General features: G+C 57.7%; 12 protein-coding genes and 1 pseudogene. 6 read left to right on the forward strand and 7 right to left on the reverse strand.

All coding sequences use genetic code 11. The features are described 5' to 3' along the window. Positions 1 to 286: 286 nt before the first annotated feature. Entirely contained in the window at positions 287 to 2131 is a 1845-nt protein-coding gene (locus BXP70_RS03110) for a tetratricopeptide repeat protein (RefSeq protein ID WP_086592524.1), read from the forward strand. 340 nt (positions 2132 to 2471) lie between these two features. Continuing rightward, a complete protein-coding gene (gene recJ / locus BXP70_RS03115; RefSeq protein ID WP_086592607.1) occupies positions 2472 to 4190 on the forward strand; it encodes a single-stranded-DNA-specific exonuclease RecJ in 1719 nt (572 codons plus the stop codon). Positions 4191 to 4364: 174 nt separating this feature from the next. Here the strand turns inward: recJ and BXP70_RS03120 are convergent, their stop codons facing one another. Both BXP70_RS03120 and BXP70_RS03125 read right to left on the reverse strand, forming a co-directional pair. Next, a complete protein-coding gene (locus tag BXP70_RS03120; protein ID WP_086592525.1) occupies positions 4365 to 4883 on the reverse strand; it encodes a hypothetical protein in 519 nt (172 codons plus the stop codon). Between the two features lie 140 nt (positions 4884 to 5023). After that, complete coding sequence (locus tag BXP70_RS03125) at positions 5024 to 5437, reverse strand: DoxX family protein (protein WP_086592526.1); 414 nt, start codon at positions 5435 to 5437, stop codon at positions 5024 to 5026. A gap of 354 nt (positions 5438 to 5791) precedes the next feature. Between BXP70_RS03125 and lptB the strand changes: the two genes are divergently transcribed. The 4 genes from lptB (at position 5792) to BXP70_RS03140 (ending at position 9303) form a co-directional block, all read left to right on the forward strand. Further along, positions 5792 to 6535, forward strand: a complete 744-nt coding sequence (gene lptB, locus BXP70_RS03130) for an LPS export ABC transporter ATP-binding protein (RefSeq protein ID WP_086592527.1) — start codon at positions 5792 to 5794, stop codon at positions 6533 to 6535. A gap of 88 nt (positions 6536 to 6623) precedes the next feature. Next, complete coding sequence (locus tag BXP70_RS03135) at positions 6624 to 8141, forward strand: GH3 auxin-responsive promoter family protein (RefSeq protein WP_086592528.1); 1518 nt, start codon at positions 6624 to 6626, stop codon at positions 8139 to 8141. A gap of 228 nt (positions 8142 to 8369) precedes the next feature. Then, positions 8370 to 8597: a hypothetical protein gene (locus tag BXP70_RS29340; protein ID WP_143436354.1), complete on the forward strand. Its 228-nt coding sequence runs from the start codon at positions 8370 to 8372 to the stop codon at positions 8595 to 8597. 205 nt (positions 8598 to 8802) lie between these two features. Beyond that, on the forward strand, positions 8803 to 9303 hold the full coding sequence (locus BXP70_RS03140; RefSeq protein ID WP_086592529.1) for a toxin-antitoxin system YwqK family antitoxin: 501 nt from the start codon (positions 8803 to 8805) through the stop codon (positions 9301 to 9303). Between the two features lie 15 nt (positions 9304 to 9318). Here BXP70_RS03140 and BXP70_RS30475 read toward each other — a convergent pair whose 3' ends face one another. From BXP70_RS30475 to BXP70_RS03165, 5 genes and pseudogenes are all read right to left on the reverse strand, one after another. Then, positions 9319 to 10107, reverse strand: coding sequence for a glycoside hydrolase family 16 protein (locus tag BXP70_RS30475; RefSeq protein ID WP_245849480.1), 789 nt, complete (start codon positions 10105 to 10107; stop codon positions 9319 to 9321). A 444-nt stretch (positions 10108 to 10551) separates the two neighbouring features. Continuing rightward, positions 10552 to 11487, reverse strand: a pseudogene (locus tag BXP70_RS30480) (BNR repeat-containing protein); the annotation flags it as partial. Positions 11488 to 11559: 72 nt separating this feature from the next. Further along, the gene (locus tag BXP70_RS03155; RefSeq protein ID WP_086592530.1) at positions 11560 to 12702 is read right to left on the reverse strand and encodes an acyltransferase family protein; all 1143 of its coding nucleotides are present in this window, start codon (positions 12700 to 12702) and stop codon (positions 11560 to 11562) included. A gap of 93 nt (positions 12703 to 12795) precedes the next feature. Beyond that, entirely contained in the window at positions 12796 to 13470 is a 675-nt protein-coding gene (locus tag BXP70_RS03160; protein ID WP_143436355.1) for a hypothetical protein, read from the reverse strand. A gap of 55 nt (positions 13471 to 13525) precedes the next feature. After that, complete coding sequence (locus tag BXP70_RS03165) at positions 13526 to 16702, reverse strand: glycoside hydrolase family 2 TIM barrel-domain containing protein (RefSeq protein WP_086592532.1); 3177 nt, start codon at positions 16700 to 16702, stop codon at positions 13526 to 13528. Positions 16703 to 16753 lie beyond the last annotated feature (51 nt).

Below are 16753 nucleotides of genomic sequence, written 5' to 3' on the forward strand. Positions count from 1 at the left end.
TCTTCGTACAGGCAAAGGGCCGTACCTTCGGGTGCGGCCCTTTTTTATTGCGGGTTCTTCGCATCATCCAAGGCGTAGAACTTAGCGCTTGGCTGTTGACGTTAGCCCTGGTGAGGAGTACTGGGAGCGTGCTAGTTGCGTTTGCCTGTTAGCCCCGGCTAGGTGACATTCAAGAGGGAATCTATCAACCCGTGCAGCTGTGCTCCGTTGTACATTTTAAGCGACCACCGTTGGCGGCATCTGCGTTCTACTTGCTATCTTCTCCGTTCTAAGCCTTCCTACGCGTATGATCCGATTAGTCTCTTCTGCTAAACAGTGCTGCGGTCTTTTAGCCCTAGGTTTTATATTGATAGGAACACCCTCGCACGCCCAGGACGAGGAGCGGGGCGGCAACGTAGCGCTGGCGAAAGAGTACGTGCGGAAAGGAGAAAATGAAAAAGCCGCCTTTCTCTTTGGGCGCTTGCGTAGCGATGAGCAAACGGCGCCCAACATCCTGCCCGATTACCTAAGTGCCCTCCAGGCCTTGCATGAGTACAAAGACGCCGAAAAGCTGGTAAAGAAAGCTATTCGTCAGCGGCCACAAGAAGCTAGCTATGGCGTAGCCCTTGGGGGCGTGTACAACGCAGCTGGCGACAAAAACGCTGCTACCAAGCAATATGAGCGGGTGCTAAATCAGCTGTCGACTGAGCAGGTGGTGCCCGTAGCGGTGGAGTTTGCCAAGCGTGAGCAGCTCGATTGGACGGAGAAAGCCTACCTGCGTGGCCGGTTGCTAGCCAAGAATGACCGGGAATACGGCCCCCAACTGATTCAGCTCTACACCCAAACCCAGCAAACTGATAAGCTTTTGGCCGAAACCCTGCGCCTCGTGCAGGATGATAGCCAGCAGCTGCCCTTCGTGCGCAACATGCTCCAGAACAGCTTGCACGAGGAAAAGGACTTTGATGCGCTGGAAAAACAACTGCTTGCCAACGTGCAGAAGTACCCGGAGCAAATCGTGTACAGCGAGCTGCTGCTGTGGCTTCAGATGCAGCGCCACGATTTCACCGGCGCCCTGGTGCAAGCCAAGGCCCTGGACCGGCGCAGCCGCGCTGAAGGCGGCCGGGTGATGGACTTGGCCTCCATTGCTCAGCGCAACAAGGACTACGAAAGCGCCATTGCCGGTTACGAGTATGTGATTCGGGAATACCGCGCCGGGCCCTTTTACGGCATTGCCCGCCAGCGGCTAGTGCAAGCCCGCGAGGAGCAGGTTCGCACTACGTATCCTGTGGACCCAGCCAAGATTCGGAGCTTGATAGGAGAGTACCAGCAAGTGCTGACGGAGCTAGGAAAGATGCCCGATACGGCCCCGGTACTGCGCAACATGGCCACGCTCTACGCCTTTCAGCTCGACGAGAAAGACAAGGCCATTACCCTGCTGCAAGAAGTCATCAATATGCCCCGCGCTAACGCTGAGGTGGTAGATGAAGCCAAAATCAACCTAGCTGACATTTACCTGTTGCGCGACGAACCATGGGAGGCCACGCTGCTTTACTCGCAGGTAGAGAAATCGCACAAGGACTCCCCGGTGGGCTACGAGGCCAAGCTGCGTAATGCACGCCTCAGCTACTTCGCAGGTGATTTCAAGCTAGCCCAAAGCCACCTCGATATCTTGAAGCTGGCGACCAGCCGCGAAATTGCCAACGATGCCATGCAGCTTTCGCTGTTCATCACTGATAACACGGCCATGGATACCGCCGGCATTGCCCTGCACGATTATGCCGAGGTAGAACAGCTCGTCTTCCAAAACAAGATTCCGCAGGCGGTACAAGGCCTCGACAACCTGCTGCGGAAATACCCCGGCCATGCGCTCACGGACGATGCTTGGTACCTGAAAGCGCAGTTGCAGCGCCGGACGGGGGACTACCAAGGAGCGCTCAACACGCTGCAGAGCATCACCGCCAACCCAAAATACGACGTACTCAGCGACGACGCGCTCTTCCTCTCCGCTAGTATTCTGGAGGAAAATCTACAGGACCGAGAGAAAGCCAAAGAAGTCTATAACCAAGTGCTGGTGAAGTACCCCGGTAGCATCTACACCGCTGAGGCTCGCAAGCGCTTCCGTAAGCTGCGCGGCGATGCCGTGAATCAGTAAAACGCTTCCCGATGCGTTTGCCGTTGACTTGCTGGTTGAGAAAGAGGCTCCCCTCTTCGAGCAGCATCGACGGTGAACGCGCCACGATGCCTGTTTATGCTCAACTAAAAAACGCGAAAAGCAGCGCGGTAAAGACGATGAAGGCTAGGTACATCAAGCCGTCGGAGAGGATGTACTGCTGGTATTGCTGGTAAAACGTGCGAAGCTTTTTCATGGGAAGAGGCAAAACAAACGGCGCTCAAAAGTAGGGTTTTGCTGAGTAGTCGAGAGACTAGGAATGGCCTACTGCCGTTTTCTTCTTACTTTTGAAGATAACGCCCTGATTAAGTACCAGCCCCGCATGGAAAAACGATGGATACGCAAGCCCGCGCCCGACCCGACGCAGGTTCGGCATCTAGCCGATACATTGCGTATCAACGAAGCCATTATTTCGTTGCTGTGCCAACGCGGCGTATGCTCCTTTGAGGAAGCTAGGGCCTACTTCCGACCTAGCCTCGACGAGCTACCCGACCCTATGCTGATGCGCGATATGGACCGCGCGGTAAGCCGTCTGGAGCGGGCCTTGCACAGCGGGGAGAAAGTACTCGTGTTTGGTGACTATGATGTGGATGGTACTACCTCGGTAGCACTCGTGTATGCTTACTTGTGCCCATTCTTCGGGGCCGAGCGCATCGACTACTACATTCCCGACCGATACCAGGAAGGCTACGGTGTTTCAGAGGCGGGCATTGAGTACGCCGTGGAGCATGGTTTTCAGTTGATTATCGCGCTCGACTGCGGGGTAAAGGCTGTGGAGAAAGTGGTGTATGCCAACGAGCGGGGAGTCGACTTTATCATCTGCGACCACCACTTGCCCGGCGAGGAAATTCCGGCTGCCGTTGCCGTGCTAGATCCCAAGCGTGCCGACTGCCCGTATCCGGATAAGAACTTATCGGGCTGCGGCGTAGGCTTCAAGCTTATGCAGGCCTTCAGCCAAAGCCAAGGCTTCGATGAGGAGCCGCTGCACAACCTGCTCGATTTGCTGGTGGTGAGCATTGCGGCCGACATCGTGCCCATCTTCGGCGAAAACCGCATTCTAGCGTATCATGGCTTGCGCCTGCTCAACGACCAAAGCCGGCCGATGCGACCGGGCCTAGATGCCCTGCATGAGCTAGCAGGCCTGCACAATGGCACGCTGAACATTAGTAGTCTGGTATTTGGCTTTGCGCCCCGCATCAACGCGGCTGGCCGCATGGGCGACGCAAAACGCTCGGTAGCAATGCTGCTGGCGGCGACCAAAGAAGACGCCATTCAGAAAGCGGGCGTCGTCGACAAAACGAACACCGAACGGCGCGGCTTCGATACAAGCATCACCAAGGAAGCGCTGCAAATGATTGAAGACAGCATTGCGCTTCGTAATGCAAGCTCTACAGTGCTCTTCAAGCAGGACTGGCACAAAGGCGTAGTAGGCATCGTGGCTTCGCGCTGCATCGATAAGTACTACCGCCCTACCATCATTCTGACCGAAAGCAACGGCAAAGCTACTGGCTCGGCTCGTTCAGTTATCGGCTTCGATGTGCACGAGGCAATTGGCGAATGCGCCGACTTGCTCGATCAGTACGGCGGCCACATGTACGCCGCTGGCTTAACTATGCCGGTGGAGAATGTACCGGCCTTCCAGGAAAGGTTTGAACGCATTGTGGCCGGTCGTATCCGGCCGGAACAGCTGATTCCACCCGTTGAAATCGACGGGGTCTTGCACTTAAGCGAAGTAACGAATAGCTTCTATCGGGTGCTTTGTCAGATGGAGCCTTTCGGCCCTGGCAACCCCAATCCAGTCTTTGAGTCGGGCTCGGTGTACGCCGTCCCAGATTCCGTACGGGTGGTAGGCAATTCGCACCTGAAGCTGGTTGTTACCCAAGACGGTCGCCATACGGTTGACGCCATTGGATTTGGCCTAGCCGATTATTATGAGCCCATTGCCAAAGGATTCCCGTTCAGCATGTGCTACACCGTGGATATGAACGAGTACCGCGGCGTGAAGTCCCTGCAACTGCGGCTGAAAGATATTCGCTTGTAGAAGCGTAGCCAAGATGCTACTCATGAGAAGGCCTAGGCTCCACGCGGAACCTATGCCTTCTCGTTGGTGATAGTAATAAAGTCACTCAAGCTAGGTTCCGGGCGACCTAGCGTACACTTAGAGCGTGTTTTATCTTTTACATCGCAAGCAAGTGTTTCCCAAAAATTTAGGCGCTTAGGGCTTAACTAGGCGGCTAGTTAATAAGTAGCTTTGTCCGTTCCACCACACGTAGTTTTTAGCGGCGTAAGAGCCACTAGAACGCCAGGTAGGAAAGGACACACTCGTGAGGGCAGGCGTTTGATAGTTCTGCACCTTGAGCCAAGTAAGCTCTCCATTGTTTCGCCGCTCTTGCAGCAGAACTTTTCCTTTGTCCGAATAAGCCGTGTAAAGCTCAAGGCGTGTTCCCCCGTAGCGGTAGATAATCGTATGCTTCCAAGCGAGGGTTGAACTACCTTTTGTGCCTGCACTCGGAACATAGTATCCTTTTACAATGATGCGATAAGCACCATTTCGAGGCGCTTTGGTGGGCGGCTGAGTGCTTTTCTGCTCAACTTGCTGCCGAACCTGCGTGGCTTGGTTGAAGAGCGAGTCGCGGGCGGCGGTAGCTCGAGTGGGGTCAGTTACCGTTTGGGCTGACAGGGTTAGGGGTAATATTAGTAGGGCATTGGGTAGCAATAGCTGCTTCAACAACATAAATAGAGCGAAGGGATGAAGTGAAAGAACAACCTAAAATAGCGCCGTCCTCAACACTTTCGCGTTGTCGTAACAGTAGCTTAACACCCGTAAAAGGCTCATTATCCTCCCCTGTTGCTTATCGCTATTCAAAGAGCTAGCTACCGCCTAGCTTGCAAGCGTTGGCGCCAGGAATCGAGGCTCCACTCGCCAGCGCCGGCTACTGCTAAAAACAGAAAAAGAAAGCAGTACAGCACCGCTAGCTCGCCTTGATTGACGATAGGTAGTGGGCCTTGTGGCGCATGGGCCATAAAGTAAGCCACTGCCATCAGCCCCGAGAGGATGAAGGCCACTGGCCGCGTAAACAGGCCAAAGATCAGTAGCAGCCCGCCGGCAAATTCTAGGATGCCCGCCAGCCCCATTATCGAGAACAGCTGCACGGAACCGTGGCCACCGGGCGGAAAGTTGAACAGCTTCTGCATGCCATGCTGCATAAACAGGAAGCCCGCGGCAATGCGTAATACACTGAGCATGCGCGAAGTCCAGAGGTTGAAAACAGGAGATGTAGTCGCCATAGGAGAGAAGATGGGTGAGCTAGTTGTAACGTAGCTGCCGCTCCAACGTTTTCCGGAGCCTTCGACGCGGCGGCTAATTGGACCCCGAGCTAGGAAGACCTAGCTTTCCTACACGGGAGAACTGCCGTCAAAAGCATAGTGCCTGCTAGCTCACCAGTGGCAGCACGATAATCAGCAAAGCTGTACATAGAAAGGCGACTTTGCTAAGAATCGTCTGCAGCTGTGAATAAGCTAGGGACAGACGTACAAAACAGCCGTAGAACACGTTAGGAGATTGAACGTACCTAGCTTCCACTGGTCTGCCACACAAGCCTGCATCCAACTCCCTTTCCACCGCTTACCTTTACCGGCATAATGATTCTGAGAGCCGAACACCTGATCAAAAAATACAAAGCGCGCACCGTAGTCAACGACATGTCGGTGACGGTGGAGCAGGGCGAAATCGTGGGGTTGCTGGGACCGAACGGAGCCGGCAAAACCACCTGCTTCTACATGATGGTGGGCATGGTGAAGCCCAATGCCGGTCGCATCTTCCTTGATAACGAGGAGGTTACTCGCCTACCTATTTATCAACGGGCGAAGCGCGGTGTGGGCTACCTCGCCCAAGAAGCCTCTGTATTTCGCGACCTGACCGTGGAGGAGAACATCTTGGCGGTGCTGCAAATGACCGATTTGCCTAAAAAGGCGCAACTCGACAAAGTGGAGGAGCTACTGCACGAGTTCAGCCTTACGCACGTGCGCAAGAACCTAGGTCGGGTGTTGAGCGGGGGCGAGCGGCGCCGCACCGAAATTGCCCGCGCCCTGGCCGTCGACCCCAAATTTGTGCTCTTGGATGAGCCCTTCGCCGGCGTTGACCCCATCGCTACGGAAGAAATTCAGGGCATTGTGGCCAAGCTCAAGCACAAAAACATCGGTATCCTCATCACCGACCACGACGTAAACTCCACGCTCAGCATCGTCGATCGGGCCTATCTGCTGTTTGAAGGCAAGCTTCTGAAAGCCGGGACGGCCGAAGAGCTAGCCGCTGACGAAGTGGTGCGCCGCGTATACCTAGGAAAGAATTTCGAGCTAAAGCGAGCAAAACCAGCAATTAGTTAACATTGACCAACTGACCGTTATCCGAGCTGACCTAGGTGGTGAACAGCTGATAATGGGTCAATGGCAACGGATCAATGACAACGGATCAATGATAAATGAAGTACTGAGCTGGGCCGCACAGCGGCGGTTGAGTGACATCGACCAGTTCCGTGACCACCCACATGAGGCGCAAGCGGCGGTACTGCGCTCGTTGCTGCATACGGCTCAGGCAACCGAGTGGGGACGGCGCTACGGCTACGCGGAAGGCTTAAGTGCCAGCGAGTTTGCTCAGCGCGTACCTTGTGCCACCTACGAAGAGCTGTATCCCCATATCGAGCGGGTGTTGCGCGGCGAGGCCGACGTGCTGTGGCCCGGCAAGGTGCAGTGGTTCTCCAAATCGTCGGGTACTACCAACGCCCGCAGCAAGTATATCCCCGTCACGCGGGAAGCGTTGCACGAGTGTCACTACCGCGCCGGGCGCGACATGACGGCCTTGGCCACGCACCTGTTTCCCGAGTCTCGTATTCTAAGTGGCAAAACGTTATCGTTGGGAGGTACGCACGGACCCAACCCCTTCCGTCCGCACGATGCCGACTCCCGTGCAGGCGACGTGTCGGCTCTTATTATGCAGAACCTGCCTGCATGGGCCGAGTTTATCCGCACGCCCCCGCTAGAGCTAGCACTGCTGGACGAGTGGGAGGAGAAAATTGAACGCATTGCCCGCCACGTGCTGCACGTGGATGTAACCATCTTGGCCGGCGTACCCACGTGGATGATCGTGCTGCTGCGCCGCGTGACGGAGTTAGCCGGTGCCGAACACATCACGGAGGTGTGGCCTAATCTGCGCTTGTTTCTGCACGGAGCCGTGGCGTTCGGACCCTACCGGGAGCTGTTTCGGCAGCTTATCCCTGATGAGCGCATGCGCTACCTCGAAATCTACAATGCCTCAGAAGGCTATTTTGCCCTGCAAGATCAGCCCGAGTCGGAAGACCTGCTGCTGCTGGTCGACCACGGCGTGTATTACGAGTTCATCCCTGCCGATCAGTTCGACGCCGAGCACCCGCAGACGCTGACGCTAGCAGAAGTCGAGTTGAATAAGAAATACGCGTTGGTAATCAGCACCAATGCCGGGCTGTGGCGTTACAAAATCGGCGATACCATCCGCTTCACGAGCCTAGCTCCCTACCGCATTCGCATTGCGGGCCGTACGAAACATTTTCTCAATGCCTTCGGTGAGGAAGTCGTGATAGAAAATGCGGAGGCCGCCGTAGCTGCCGCGTGCCAAGCGACTCACACCACGGTGCGCGACTTTACCGCCGCGCCCATCTATTTCGAGGCTGCCGACCGCTCGCGGGGCGGCCACCAGTGGGTAGTGGAGTTCAACCAGCCGCCCCGCGACGCCGACGCGTTTACCACCGTACTCGATCAGACGTTGCGCCACCTCAACTCCGACTATGACGCCAAGCGCCACCGCGACATCGCCCTGGCGCCGCCTTTACTTACGATAGCACCTACGGGTACCTTCGAGCGGTGGCTGGCGGGCAAAGGTAAGCTAGGCGGGCAGCACAAGGTGCCCCGGCTCAGCAATTCGCGCGAGCTGATGGATGAGCTACTGGGTATTATTTAAGCGTCCTCCTTGTAGTACTTTCGAATGAGCTCCCACAGCGAATAGGCTAGCTTTCGAATTTCGACTAGTAACCGTTACGGTCTGACTATTCGAGATAAAACGGCAAAAAAGAGAAATTATTGTGCGCATTTAGGAATGCTTTAGTTATCTGTATTATTGGATAATGCCGGGAACTCATAGGAAATTTATTTTGTGTATTTGGCGTCCTATTTGCCTGATACCCACCCTATGTCTGCACACCCATCTGCTTCAACCCGCCCCTACGTTTCCCGCCGGAAACGCCGTTCTGCCGCGCAGGATCCTTCTGCTGCGAGCAACAAGTTAACGTTTGGCCTTTTGGGCCTATTGGTTCTAGGCTTACTCGTGAGCTTAGGCATTATTGCGACGCATCTGGTGAGTCCGCCCACCCCCGATGTAGCGGACAGTGTTACCGTAACTGCGCCCGTTCAGCAATAGCTGTTTTACCACTTCCATTCATAAGCCGCCCAGCGCTTCCGCACTAGCAGACTAGATAGCGGTACGTGCTGGGCGGTTCTCGTTGACCCAGGTTGGTAGCCTCAACGTCTAGCACGTTTCGCGGTTTACAGAAAGCCACAAAGTTGATTTTCGTAACGCTGTCGGAAAGTTGAGAGCAGTGCCTCAACGGGTTATATTTACAAGCATGAGCCGCTATGGATTCTATTTTGCTTTGCTGCTGTTGCTTGGCGCGTGCACTACCATCAAGAACCACGGCCCAATTGGCTTTTGGTCGAAGCAGCGCTACGATCAGCAATTACGGCAGCACGGACCGTGGCCAGCGTATTACGATGCTACCGAACAACGCTACCTAGCTCGCGGCCGCTACCGGCATGGGCGCTACGCGGGTCATTGGCGTTACTTTGGGCCAACTGGCGTATTGGAGCGCAGTGAGCGGTTTGCGCATCATCCTTACGGCCTCATGACCGTTACAGAGTACCACCCAAACGGGCGTAAGTGGCGGCGCGGACAAGCGCGCATCGTCGATGAGGGCAAACAGATCCACTTTTACTGGTTTGGCGAGTGGAAGGTCTACGACCCCGCCGGCCAATACCTAGGTATCGAGCACTACGACCGGGGCCTGCTGCGTGGCAAGCGCGTGTTGCCCTCCGATAGCGTGAAGATGGGCATGCGCTCGGCACATTGAGCAAGGTGCCTAGACTTACTGGCGCTGGTAGACGCGCACATAGTCGACCTCGTAGCGGTTAGGGAAGGTGGTGTTGCCCAACGGCCCGCCGTTGTCGCCGCCCAGAGCTAGGTTTAGCAGAACGTAGTGCGGCTGCTTCATGGGGTTGATGCCGGTGCCGTCCTGGTTCACGGTTTGGCTCAAGGGCGTTTCGTTCAGCAGCTCATCGTCGAGGTAGAGGCGGATGGCTTCAGCGTCCCAATCCATGCGCCACACGTGGAATTTCTGGCTCCACTCGGGGTCGGCGAAGGTGGTTAGCGCCTTGGTTTCGCTGTGCCACTTGGCCGTGTAAGGCTTGGCGGTGCCCGAAGCCACGTTGGCCAGCACCTTGCCTTTGTAGAACTCCATTATGTCGATTTCGCCGTTCGAAGGCCACTGCCCAGCCACACCTAGGGTCCAGAAGGCGGGCCACAGACCGGGTCGGGTATCGATACGCCCGCGCATCTCGAAGCGGCCGTACTGCCACGCGTGCCGGTCGCGGGTGTTCAGGCTGGCGGCGGTGTAGTCGATGGTGGGACGGCTGGTTTTCCAATTGGTGCTGCCGGCTCGGTAGTTCGGGTTGGGCCGCTGCTCTTTGCGCGCTTCTATCACGAGCATGCCGTTTTCGCAGCGGGCATTGTCGGGCTGGTACCATTGCAGCTCGCGGTTGCGCACGAAGCCGTTTTCAAACTGCCAGTTCTTCGGGTCGGGCCGGCCGTCGGTGTCAAACTCATCGGCCCACACCAGCTTCCAATCAGCGGCGGGCACCGGAGCCGTGGAAGCCAGCGCGTTGGCGGGCGGGCGGCTGAGGTTGGTAGCCGGCGCCAGCGGGGCCACAAAACCGGTAGCAGGCTGGAGTTTAGCCGTTGGTTTCCATTCTAAGATGTAGACGGGCTGCGGGGCTAGGTTCTCCAGCGTTTCGCCGTCGCCTTGGCCGGTGCGCTGCACAAAGAGGTTCAGTACGCCCTCGTTCTTCCAGCGCTCCGTGTCGTAGCTAGGTTCCCAGTTGCCGACGGTGGTGGTGGTCAAGTCCGTCATGGTCCACTTACTCTGCTTCAGGTCAGCGCATTGCGCTACTGAGGCGCGGTCCTGGCGCTCGGCGTCGCGAAAGAGTAGGTAGGCGCCCGTTTTGCCTTTCGTCGTGGCAACCAGCAGTTGCGGCCGCGAAATGGGAATCTTCTTCGTGCCGGCGCCGCTGAGGCTGAAGGGCGTGGTGCGCTGCGACACCTGCGCCGTGCGCCACTGCTTGCCGTCGAGGTAAATGAGCTGGTACTGCGGCACTTGCGTTCCTTGCGGCCGCCAGTACGTGGCAATATAGGGCGTGCCGGCCGCGTCGGTGGTGATAGACGTTTGGTTGATCAGTTCACTGTTCTGCGGAATGCGGGCGGCATACTCGGCCGTCTTCTCCGTGATGGGCAGCTGGTAGGTTTCACCGGTGCTTTTCTGCCAGGTTTTGCCGCCATCAAGGGAGCGGGCGTAGGCCATATCGTGGTTGGAGGCCACGTTCGGCGACTCGCGCCACACCCACGACACGTGAATGGCGCCCTTCGGGTCGATGCACGCCTGCCAGTAGGCATTGCGCTTGCCTTCCCCGTCGATGAGCACGTCGTGCAGACGGGTCCATTGGTGCGTTTTGGGGCTGTAGCGATTCAGCACGAGGTTGCCGTTGCCGGAGCTGCCGTCGCGGTACAGAAACAGCAGGTCGCCGTTCGGGAAGCGGTGAAACTCGGGGTAGGTCACGTTCTGCTCCCGCTCGCCCACCATCGGCTGCAACGGGCCTAGCTCCAAGGAGCCGGGCGCTTTGCTGCGGCAATAATGCAACGGGTTGCCGTGGTGGTCAAACGACAGATGAAGGTAGCCAGCCCCGTCCACCATCAGGCTAATGACGTTGTGGGCGTCCTTTACATGGCCTTGATACTGCGTGCGTTGCACCTGCCACGCCCCGGCCGGCAAGTGCCGCTTGGCCAGCACCACGTAGCCCGTGGAGTCGTAGTACGCCGTGTACTGCTCCTTCTGGTGCGTCACCACTGAGTTCTTACGAAACACGGCCCCGTTGACGTTATTCTTCGCCCAACCTAGGCCCACCGGCGTTTGGGCGTGAGCGGGTTCGGTGAGAAGAAGGCCGCCGACTAATAGGCCCAGTAGACAGGAGGAATACTTTAGCATGATGGTTTAATAGCGGGTTCCCGCAGAGGTACGCAGAGGATTTCGCAGAGAGACGCAGGGGCTGACGTAGGATTATGGCTTGGCGAGCACCTTCCGTTTCAGCCATCGCCGAATGGGTTCATCGTAGAACTTCAGGCAGACGTAGGCCAGCACCACGGCGGCCACAAACGTGAGCAAAGCCACGGGCCATGCCTGCTGAAGCGGCGTTTTATGGTTGCTTACCCAGCCCGTGTAGATGTAAATAAGTGGGTAGTGCGTGATGTAGATGGGGTACGAAATGTCGCCGAAGAACTTGCAAAGGCGGGCGGCGCCCGCGCCGGCTATCTTTCCGCTAGCTCCCATCCAAACAATTAGGGGGAAAGCTAGGATGATACTCAGCGAATCGTACAAGCCATTCAGCCACAAGTTCTCAGCACCACCTACGCGGGGGAAAGCCAACACCAAGAGCAATAGTAGGCTGCACCACAAAAAAGCGTTCTTCACGTAGCCTAGGGTGGCTACGCGGGAAAGCAGCAGGCCAGCAAAAAACGGAAACATCATGCGGGTAAAGCCGATGCGCAACTGAGTGGCATCCAGCGACCAACCACCGATAACGTCGCCCGTGGCGCTGGTTACGGCGTAGTGGATAAGAGCGGCGCCGGCCAGTACGACCAGCACTGAAAGCGCCGTGTTGGAGAACTTCCGGACGCCGAGCGCATACAGAATGTTGGCGATGTACTCGAAGAATAACGACCAGCCGGGCCCGTCGAGCGGGTGCATTTCCTGCCAGCCCCGAATGTCCATCGAGATAGGAACCGGAATCAAGGTAAACCCAATGGCCATCACCAGCAGCATCTTCCAGACCGGCACCTCGTGGATGGTGGGCCACAACGCCGAATCCTGAAAGTAGAAGCACACCGCCCCGACGATCATACCGAGCACCACCATCGGCTGCAACCGAACGAGCCGGGCCTTGAAGAAGTCCTTCACGGTCAGCTTGTGCCAGCGGTCGTCATAGGCGTAGCCGATTACAAAGCCGGACAGCAGAAAGAAGAAGTCGACGGCTAGGTAGCCGTGGTTGATAAGCTGGTCGAGGTGGCTGGTGGCGTGCGCCTCGCAGAGGTGAAAGATCACCACCGTGAGCGCCGCAACGCCCCGGAGGCCATCAAGAATGGCGTAATGTGGTTTGGTACCCAGCGCCGTCGTTTGGGATTCGGCCACTACTTGTGTCTCCATTCGCTAGCTCAGAAAGGGTGGGATGAGTTTATGATAACGCAAGAGCGGCCTAGGCTCCTCGGCACAGCCGCGAACCAGTAGTCGTTTGAAAGGCTAGTTGAGGGCCATCCCCCGTAGCATAATAGTTCCAGGTGGGTGCGGCGGGCTCGGTTTGGGCAGCCTGACGCTAATAGCCACCACGGTGGTGCCGCCGACCGCATCGGTCCGCGTTACCTTGGTTTCCCCGATAGCCTCCACAGCGATGCGCAAGCTAGGGTCTGCTACCGGCATGTCATTCAGCTTGTAAGTGATTGGGCCTGATAGGCCTAGTTCTTTTCCTAGGTCTGCGAGCGAGCGGCTCTTTAGCTTCTTCTTTTGCTTGAGCGTGATATCGATAATGCCGTTCGTGGCCAAGTTACGCCACTGTCGCGGGGCATCCTTGCCTCTGTACACCATCAATTTTTCGATGTCATTGGGCTGAATGCCTGAGAAATCAGGCGCAATGATAAGCTCACCCTCTAAGAGATAAAGCGGCTGGGGCCGCGCAATAGTTACCTGCGCCACGCCAGAGGAAGGAGAAGCTGGCTGGGTCGTCGTACTAGCAGGAAGTTGCACACCTGATTTCCAGTCGGAATGCTCCAGGCTAGGGCTAGGTTGAGGGAGCTGCAAGTGCGGCTGCACCGGCGTAAGCGGCTCAACGGGCATACGCTGGGCCCTACTGAGTTGGCTAATGCAGCAGCCTAGCGCCAGACCCAGTAATGCCTTCGAAATCAGGGAATAGTTCATCATTCAGCTATAGTAAAAAGCCTTTCTTCGGGTGTGCCCCAAAGAAAGGCTTTAATCCTTACTGTCCCGTTGTTGAGCCTACGGTTTGCGGCTGCTTGTCGCCCACCAACCGCAGGGTGTAGCTGTAGCTGTACTTCTTGTCGAGCAGGCGGTACTGGTCGTGGGGGAGGGCGCCCCAGCTGTCGTCGCCGCCCACGCCGCGCTGCTTCAGGTCCACTTGCAGGGTCACGTTGTGACGCATCCGAATGTCGGTGGGGTGCTGCTGCTTCTTGGTCAGGCCGGGGTCGAGGTCTTCGGCGCGCACGTGTAAGGCACTGAAACCGAGCGGCTGCGCTCCTTCTACCCGTAGGCCCTGGCCGGTGCTATTGGTGAGCGACAACCAGCGCACGTCGGTGTGGTAGCCGTTTTCCTGGGGCCGAATGTAGCCGCGCGTGAACTGCCCGCTCACCGAATCTTGGTACGTGCCGAGGAAGGAGGCTAGGTTCCGGTCGCTGTAGTTTTCCCAGGGGCCCCGACCGTAGTAACGCAGCTGGTCGTAGCGCCCCGGCAGATCTAGGCGCATCCCAAACCTAGGTAGCTCCGGCAAGTCGTGACTCGTCATGTCGATGGCGGCCGTTACTTGCACCGCGCCGTCGGGCCCGATGAGGTACGTCACGGTGTAGGGCACGCTGATGTCGGTGAGCAGGTACTCAACCGTGATAGGCAGGCCGTTGGCGGTTTGCTCGCCCACGTTCACGCGCTGCACCTTGCGGCTGGCGTGCGCCGTGCGCCACACCCCTAGGTTTTGGGGCATGTTGTTGCCAAAGTCGTTGTCGGTGGGGGCCCGCCAGAAGTACGGCTCGGGGTACTGGTTGATAATCTGGTTGTTGAGTAGGCGGTAGTTGCTCAGGCGACCTTGGGCCGTGTTGAACTCCCCGCTCACGTCGCCGGCCGTGAAGGTCAGCTTGTCGCCTTCGCGCTTGATCTGCAAGCTGTTAGCAGTGGCCGTTGGTGGCGTGAAATAGCCGTTGCCCTGGCTAAGCAGGAATTGCTCTCGCGCTACTTCGTGGCCGGCGGGCACCATGGGCGCCGCGGTTTTGGTTTGAGCAAACACGTTCAGTACGTATTCGGTGCCGGGCGCTGCGGCTAGGGTGGGCAGGGGCAGCTTCACTTCCTTCTGCTGCTGCGGCCCTAGCTTCACGGTGAACGGCGCTTCCTTTACCACGGTGCCGTTTTTCAGCAATTGCCACCGGAACGTGTAGTTATCCAGCGTGTTGAAGGCAAAGCCGTTTAGCACGGTTAGGCGGCCGGTGCCGGGTTGGGCAGCGCTGAAGCGAATATCCTGGTAGCCTTTTTTGACTTCGTACAGGCCGGGGTCGGGGGTGTGGTCGGAGGACACTAGGCCGTCGGCGCTGCCGTTCTCGTCGTTTTGCAGGTAGAAGCCACCTAGGTCGCCGCCGTAGGCCCAGAAGGTGCGGCCGTTGTCGTCCTTGGTTTTCAGGCCCTGATCCAGCCAATCCCAAATAAAGCCGCCCTGCATGTGGGGCTTGCTGCGGATTAAGTCCCAGTATTCCTTGAAGTTGCCGTTGCTGTTGCCCATGGCGTGCGAGTACTCGCACATGATGTAGGGGCGGGTTTTGTCGGTGGCTTCCGCGTAGCGCTTCATCGAGCCCATACGCGGGTACATGGGGCACACAATGTCGGTGTCCACGTCTTCGCCGGCTTGCTCAAACTGCACCGGCCGGCTGGGGTCGCGCTGCTTCAGCCACTTGTAGGCGTCGTGAAACACGGGGCCGTTGCCGCACTCGTTGCCCATGCTCCAGATGATGACAGACGGGTGGTTTTTGTCGCGCTCCAGGAGGCGTTCGATGCGGTCGAGGTGGGCGGGCGCCCACTCGGGCAAGTACGCCGGGTGCTTGCTCTGGTCGAACCAACCCTGCAAACTGGCGCCCATGCCGTGCGTTTCGATGTTGGCTTCATCCACCAAGTACAGCCCATACTCGTCGCAGAGCTCGTACCAACGCTCGTCGTTGGGGTAGTGGCTCGTGCGTACGGCATTGATATTGAACTGCTTCATAAGCTCAATATCCTTGCGCATGGTGGCCTCGCTCGGCACGTGGCCCAGCACGTCGTCGTGCTCGTGCCGGTTCGTGCCGTGCACTTCCACCGCCACGCCGTTCACCAAAAGCTGGGCCTTCTTGATTTCCACTTTGCGGAAGCCAATCTTGGAGCTCGTCACGGCCAGCGGTTTGCCCTGCGCGTCGGTCAGGGTGAGCAAGCACTGGTAGAGGTTGGGTTGCTCGGCGCTCCACCGCCGCACGTTCTTGATGGTGCCGTTCAGCGTCAGGATTTGGGTGGTGGCGGCACCTAGGTTGGCTACCGGCCGCTGCTGGCGCAGTACCGTTTTGCCGCTGGCGTCCTGCACTTCTACCGTTACGCTGGTTGCGGCGGCGGGTGCCGTGGCAAAGTTGCGCAGGGTTACGTCGGCGCTGAAAACGCCGTTTTTGTAGCTCGGGTCTAGGTCGCCTTTAAGGAAGAAGTCCCAGAAGGTTTGCTTGGGCAAGCTGGTCAGGTACACGTTGCGCTCAATGCCGGAGAGGCGCCAGAAGTCCTGGTCTTCGAGGTAACTGCCGTCGTGCCAGCGGAATATCTGCACGGCCAGCTGGTTGTCGCCGGCTTTCAGGTACTGCGTGATGTCGAACTCGGCCGGCGACTTAGCCGCCTTGCTCATGCCCACGCGCTGCCCATTCACATACACCACCGCGTAGCCCGAAATCGAGCCGAAGTGCAGCAGCACCTCGCGGCCGTTCCAGCCCGCGGGCACCGTAAACGAGCGGCGGTAGCTGCCCACTGGGTTGTAGCGCCCATCAATGAAGGGGGCATTCTTGGGAAATGGGTAGGCAATGTTGGTGTAAATCGGAATGCCGAACCCCTGCAACTCCCAGTTGGAAGGCACCGGCAGCGACTTCCACGATTTATCGTCGAAGCTAGGTTGGAAGAAATCGGTGGGCCGGTCGGCGGGGCGGTCTACGTAGTGGAACTTCCAGGTGCCGTTCAGCGACTGGTAATAGGGCGAGCGGGCGTAGTCGTTGGCTTTGGCCTGCGCCGCTTGCTCATACACCATAAAGCTCGCGCGCGGCTTTTCCTTGTGCTCGTCAACAACGCGCGGGTTCTCCCACTCGTTTGGGGTGGTTTGGGCGCTGGCTAGGTTGCCGACGAGGAGCAAGGCCGCGGCCAGAAAACGGGAATGTGCCATGGGGTGGATAAGATAACGGCAGAAGCAGGCGGGCAAAATGGCACCACCTTG

The organism is Hymenobacter crusticola (assembly GCF_002154225.1).
Taxonomy (GTDB): Bacteria; Bacteroidota; Bacteroidia; order Cytophagales; family Hymenobacteraceae; genus Hymenobacter; species Hymenobacter crusticola.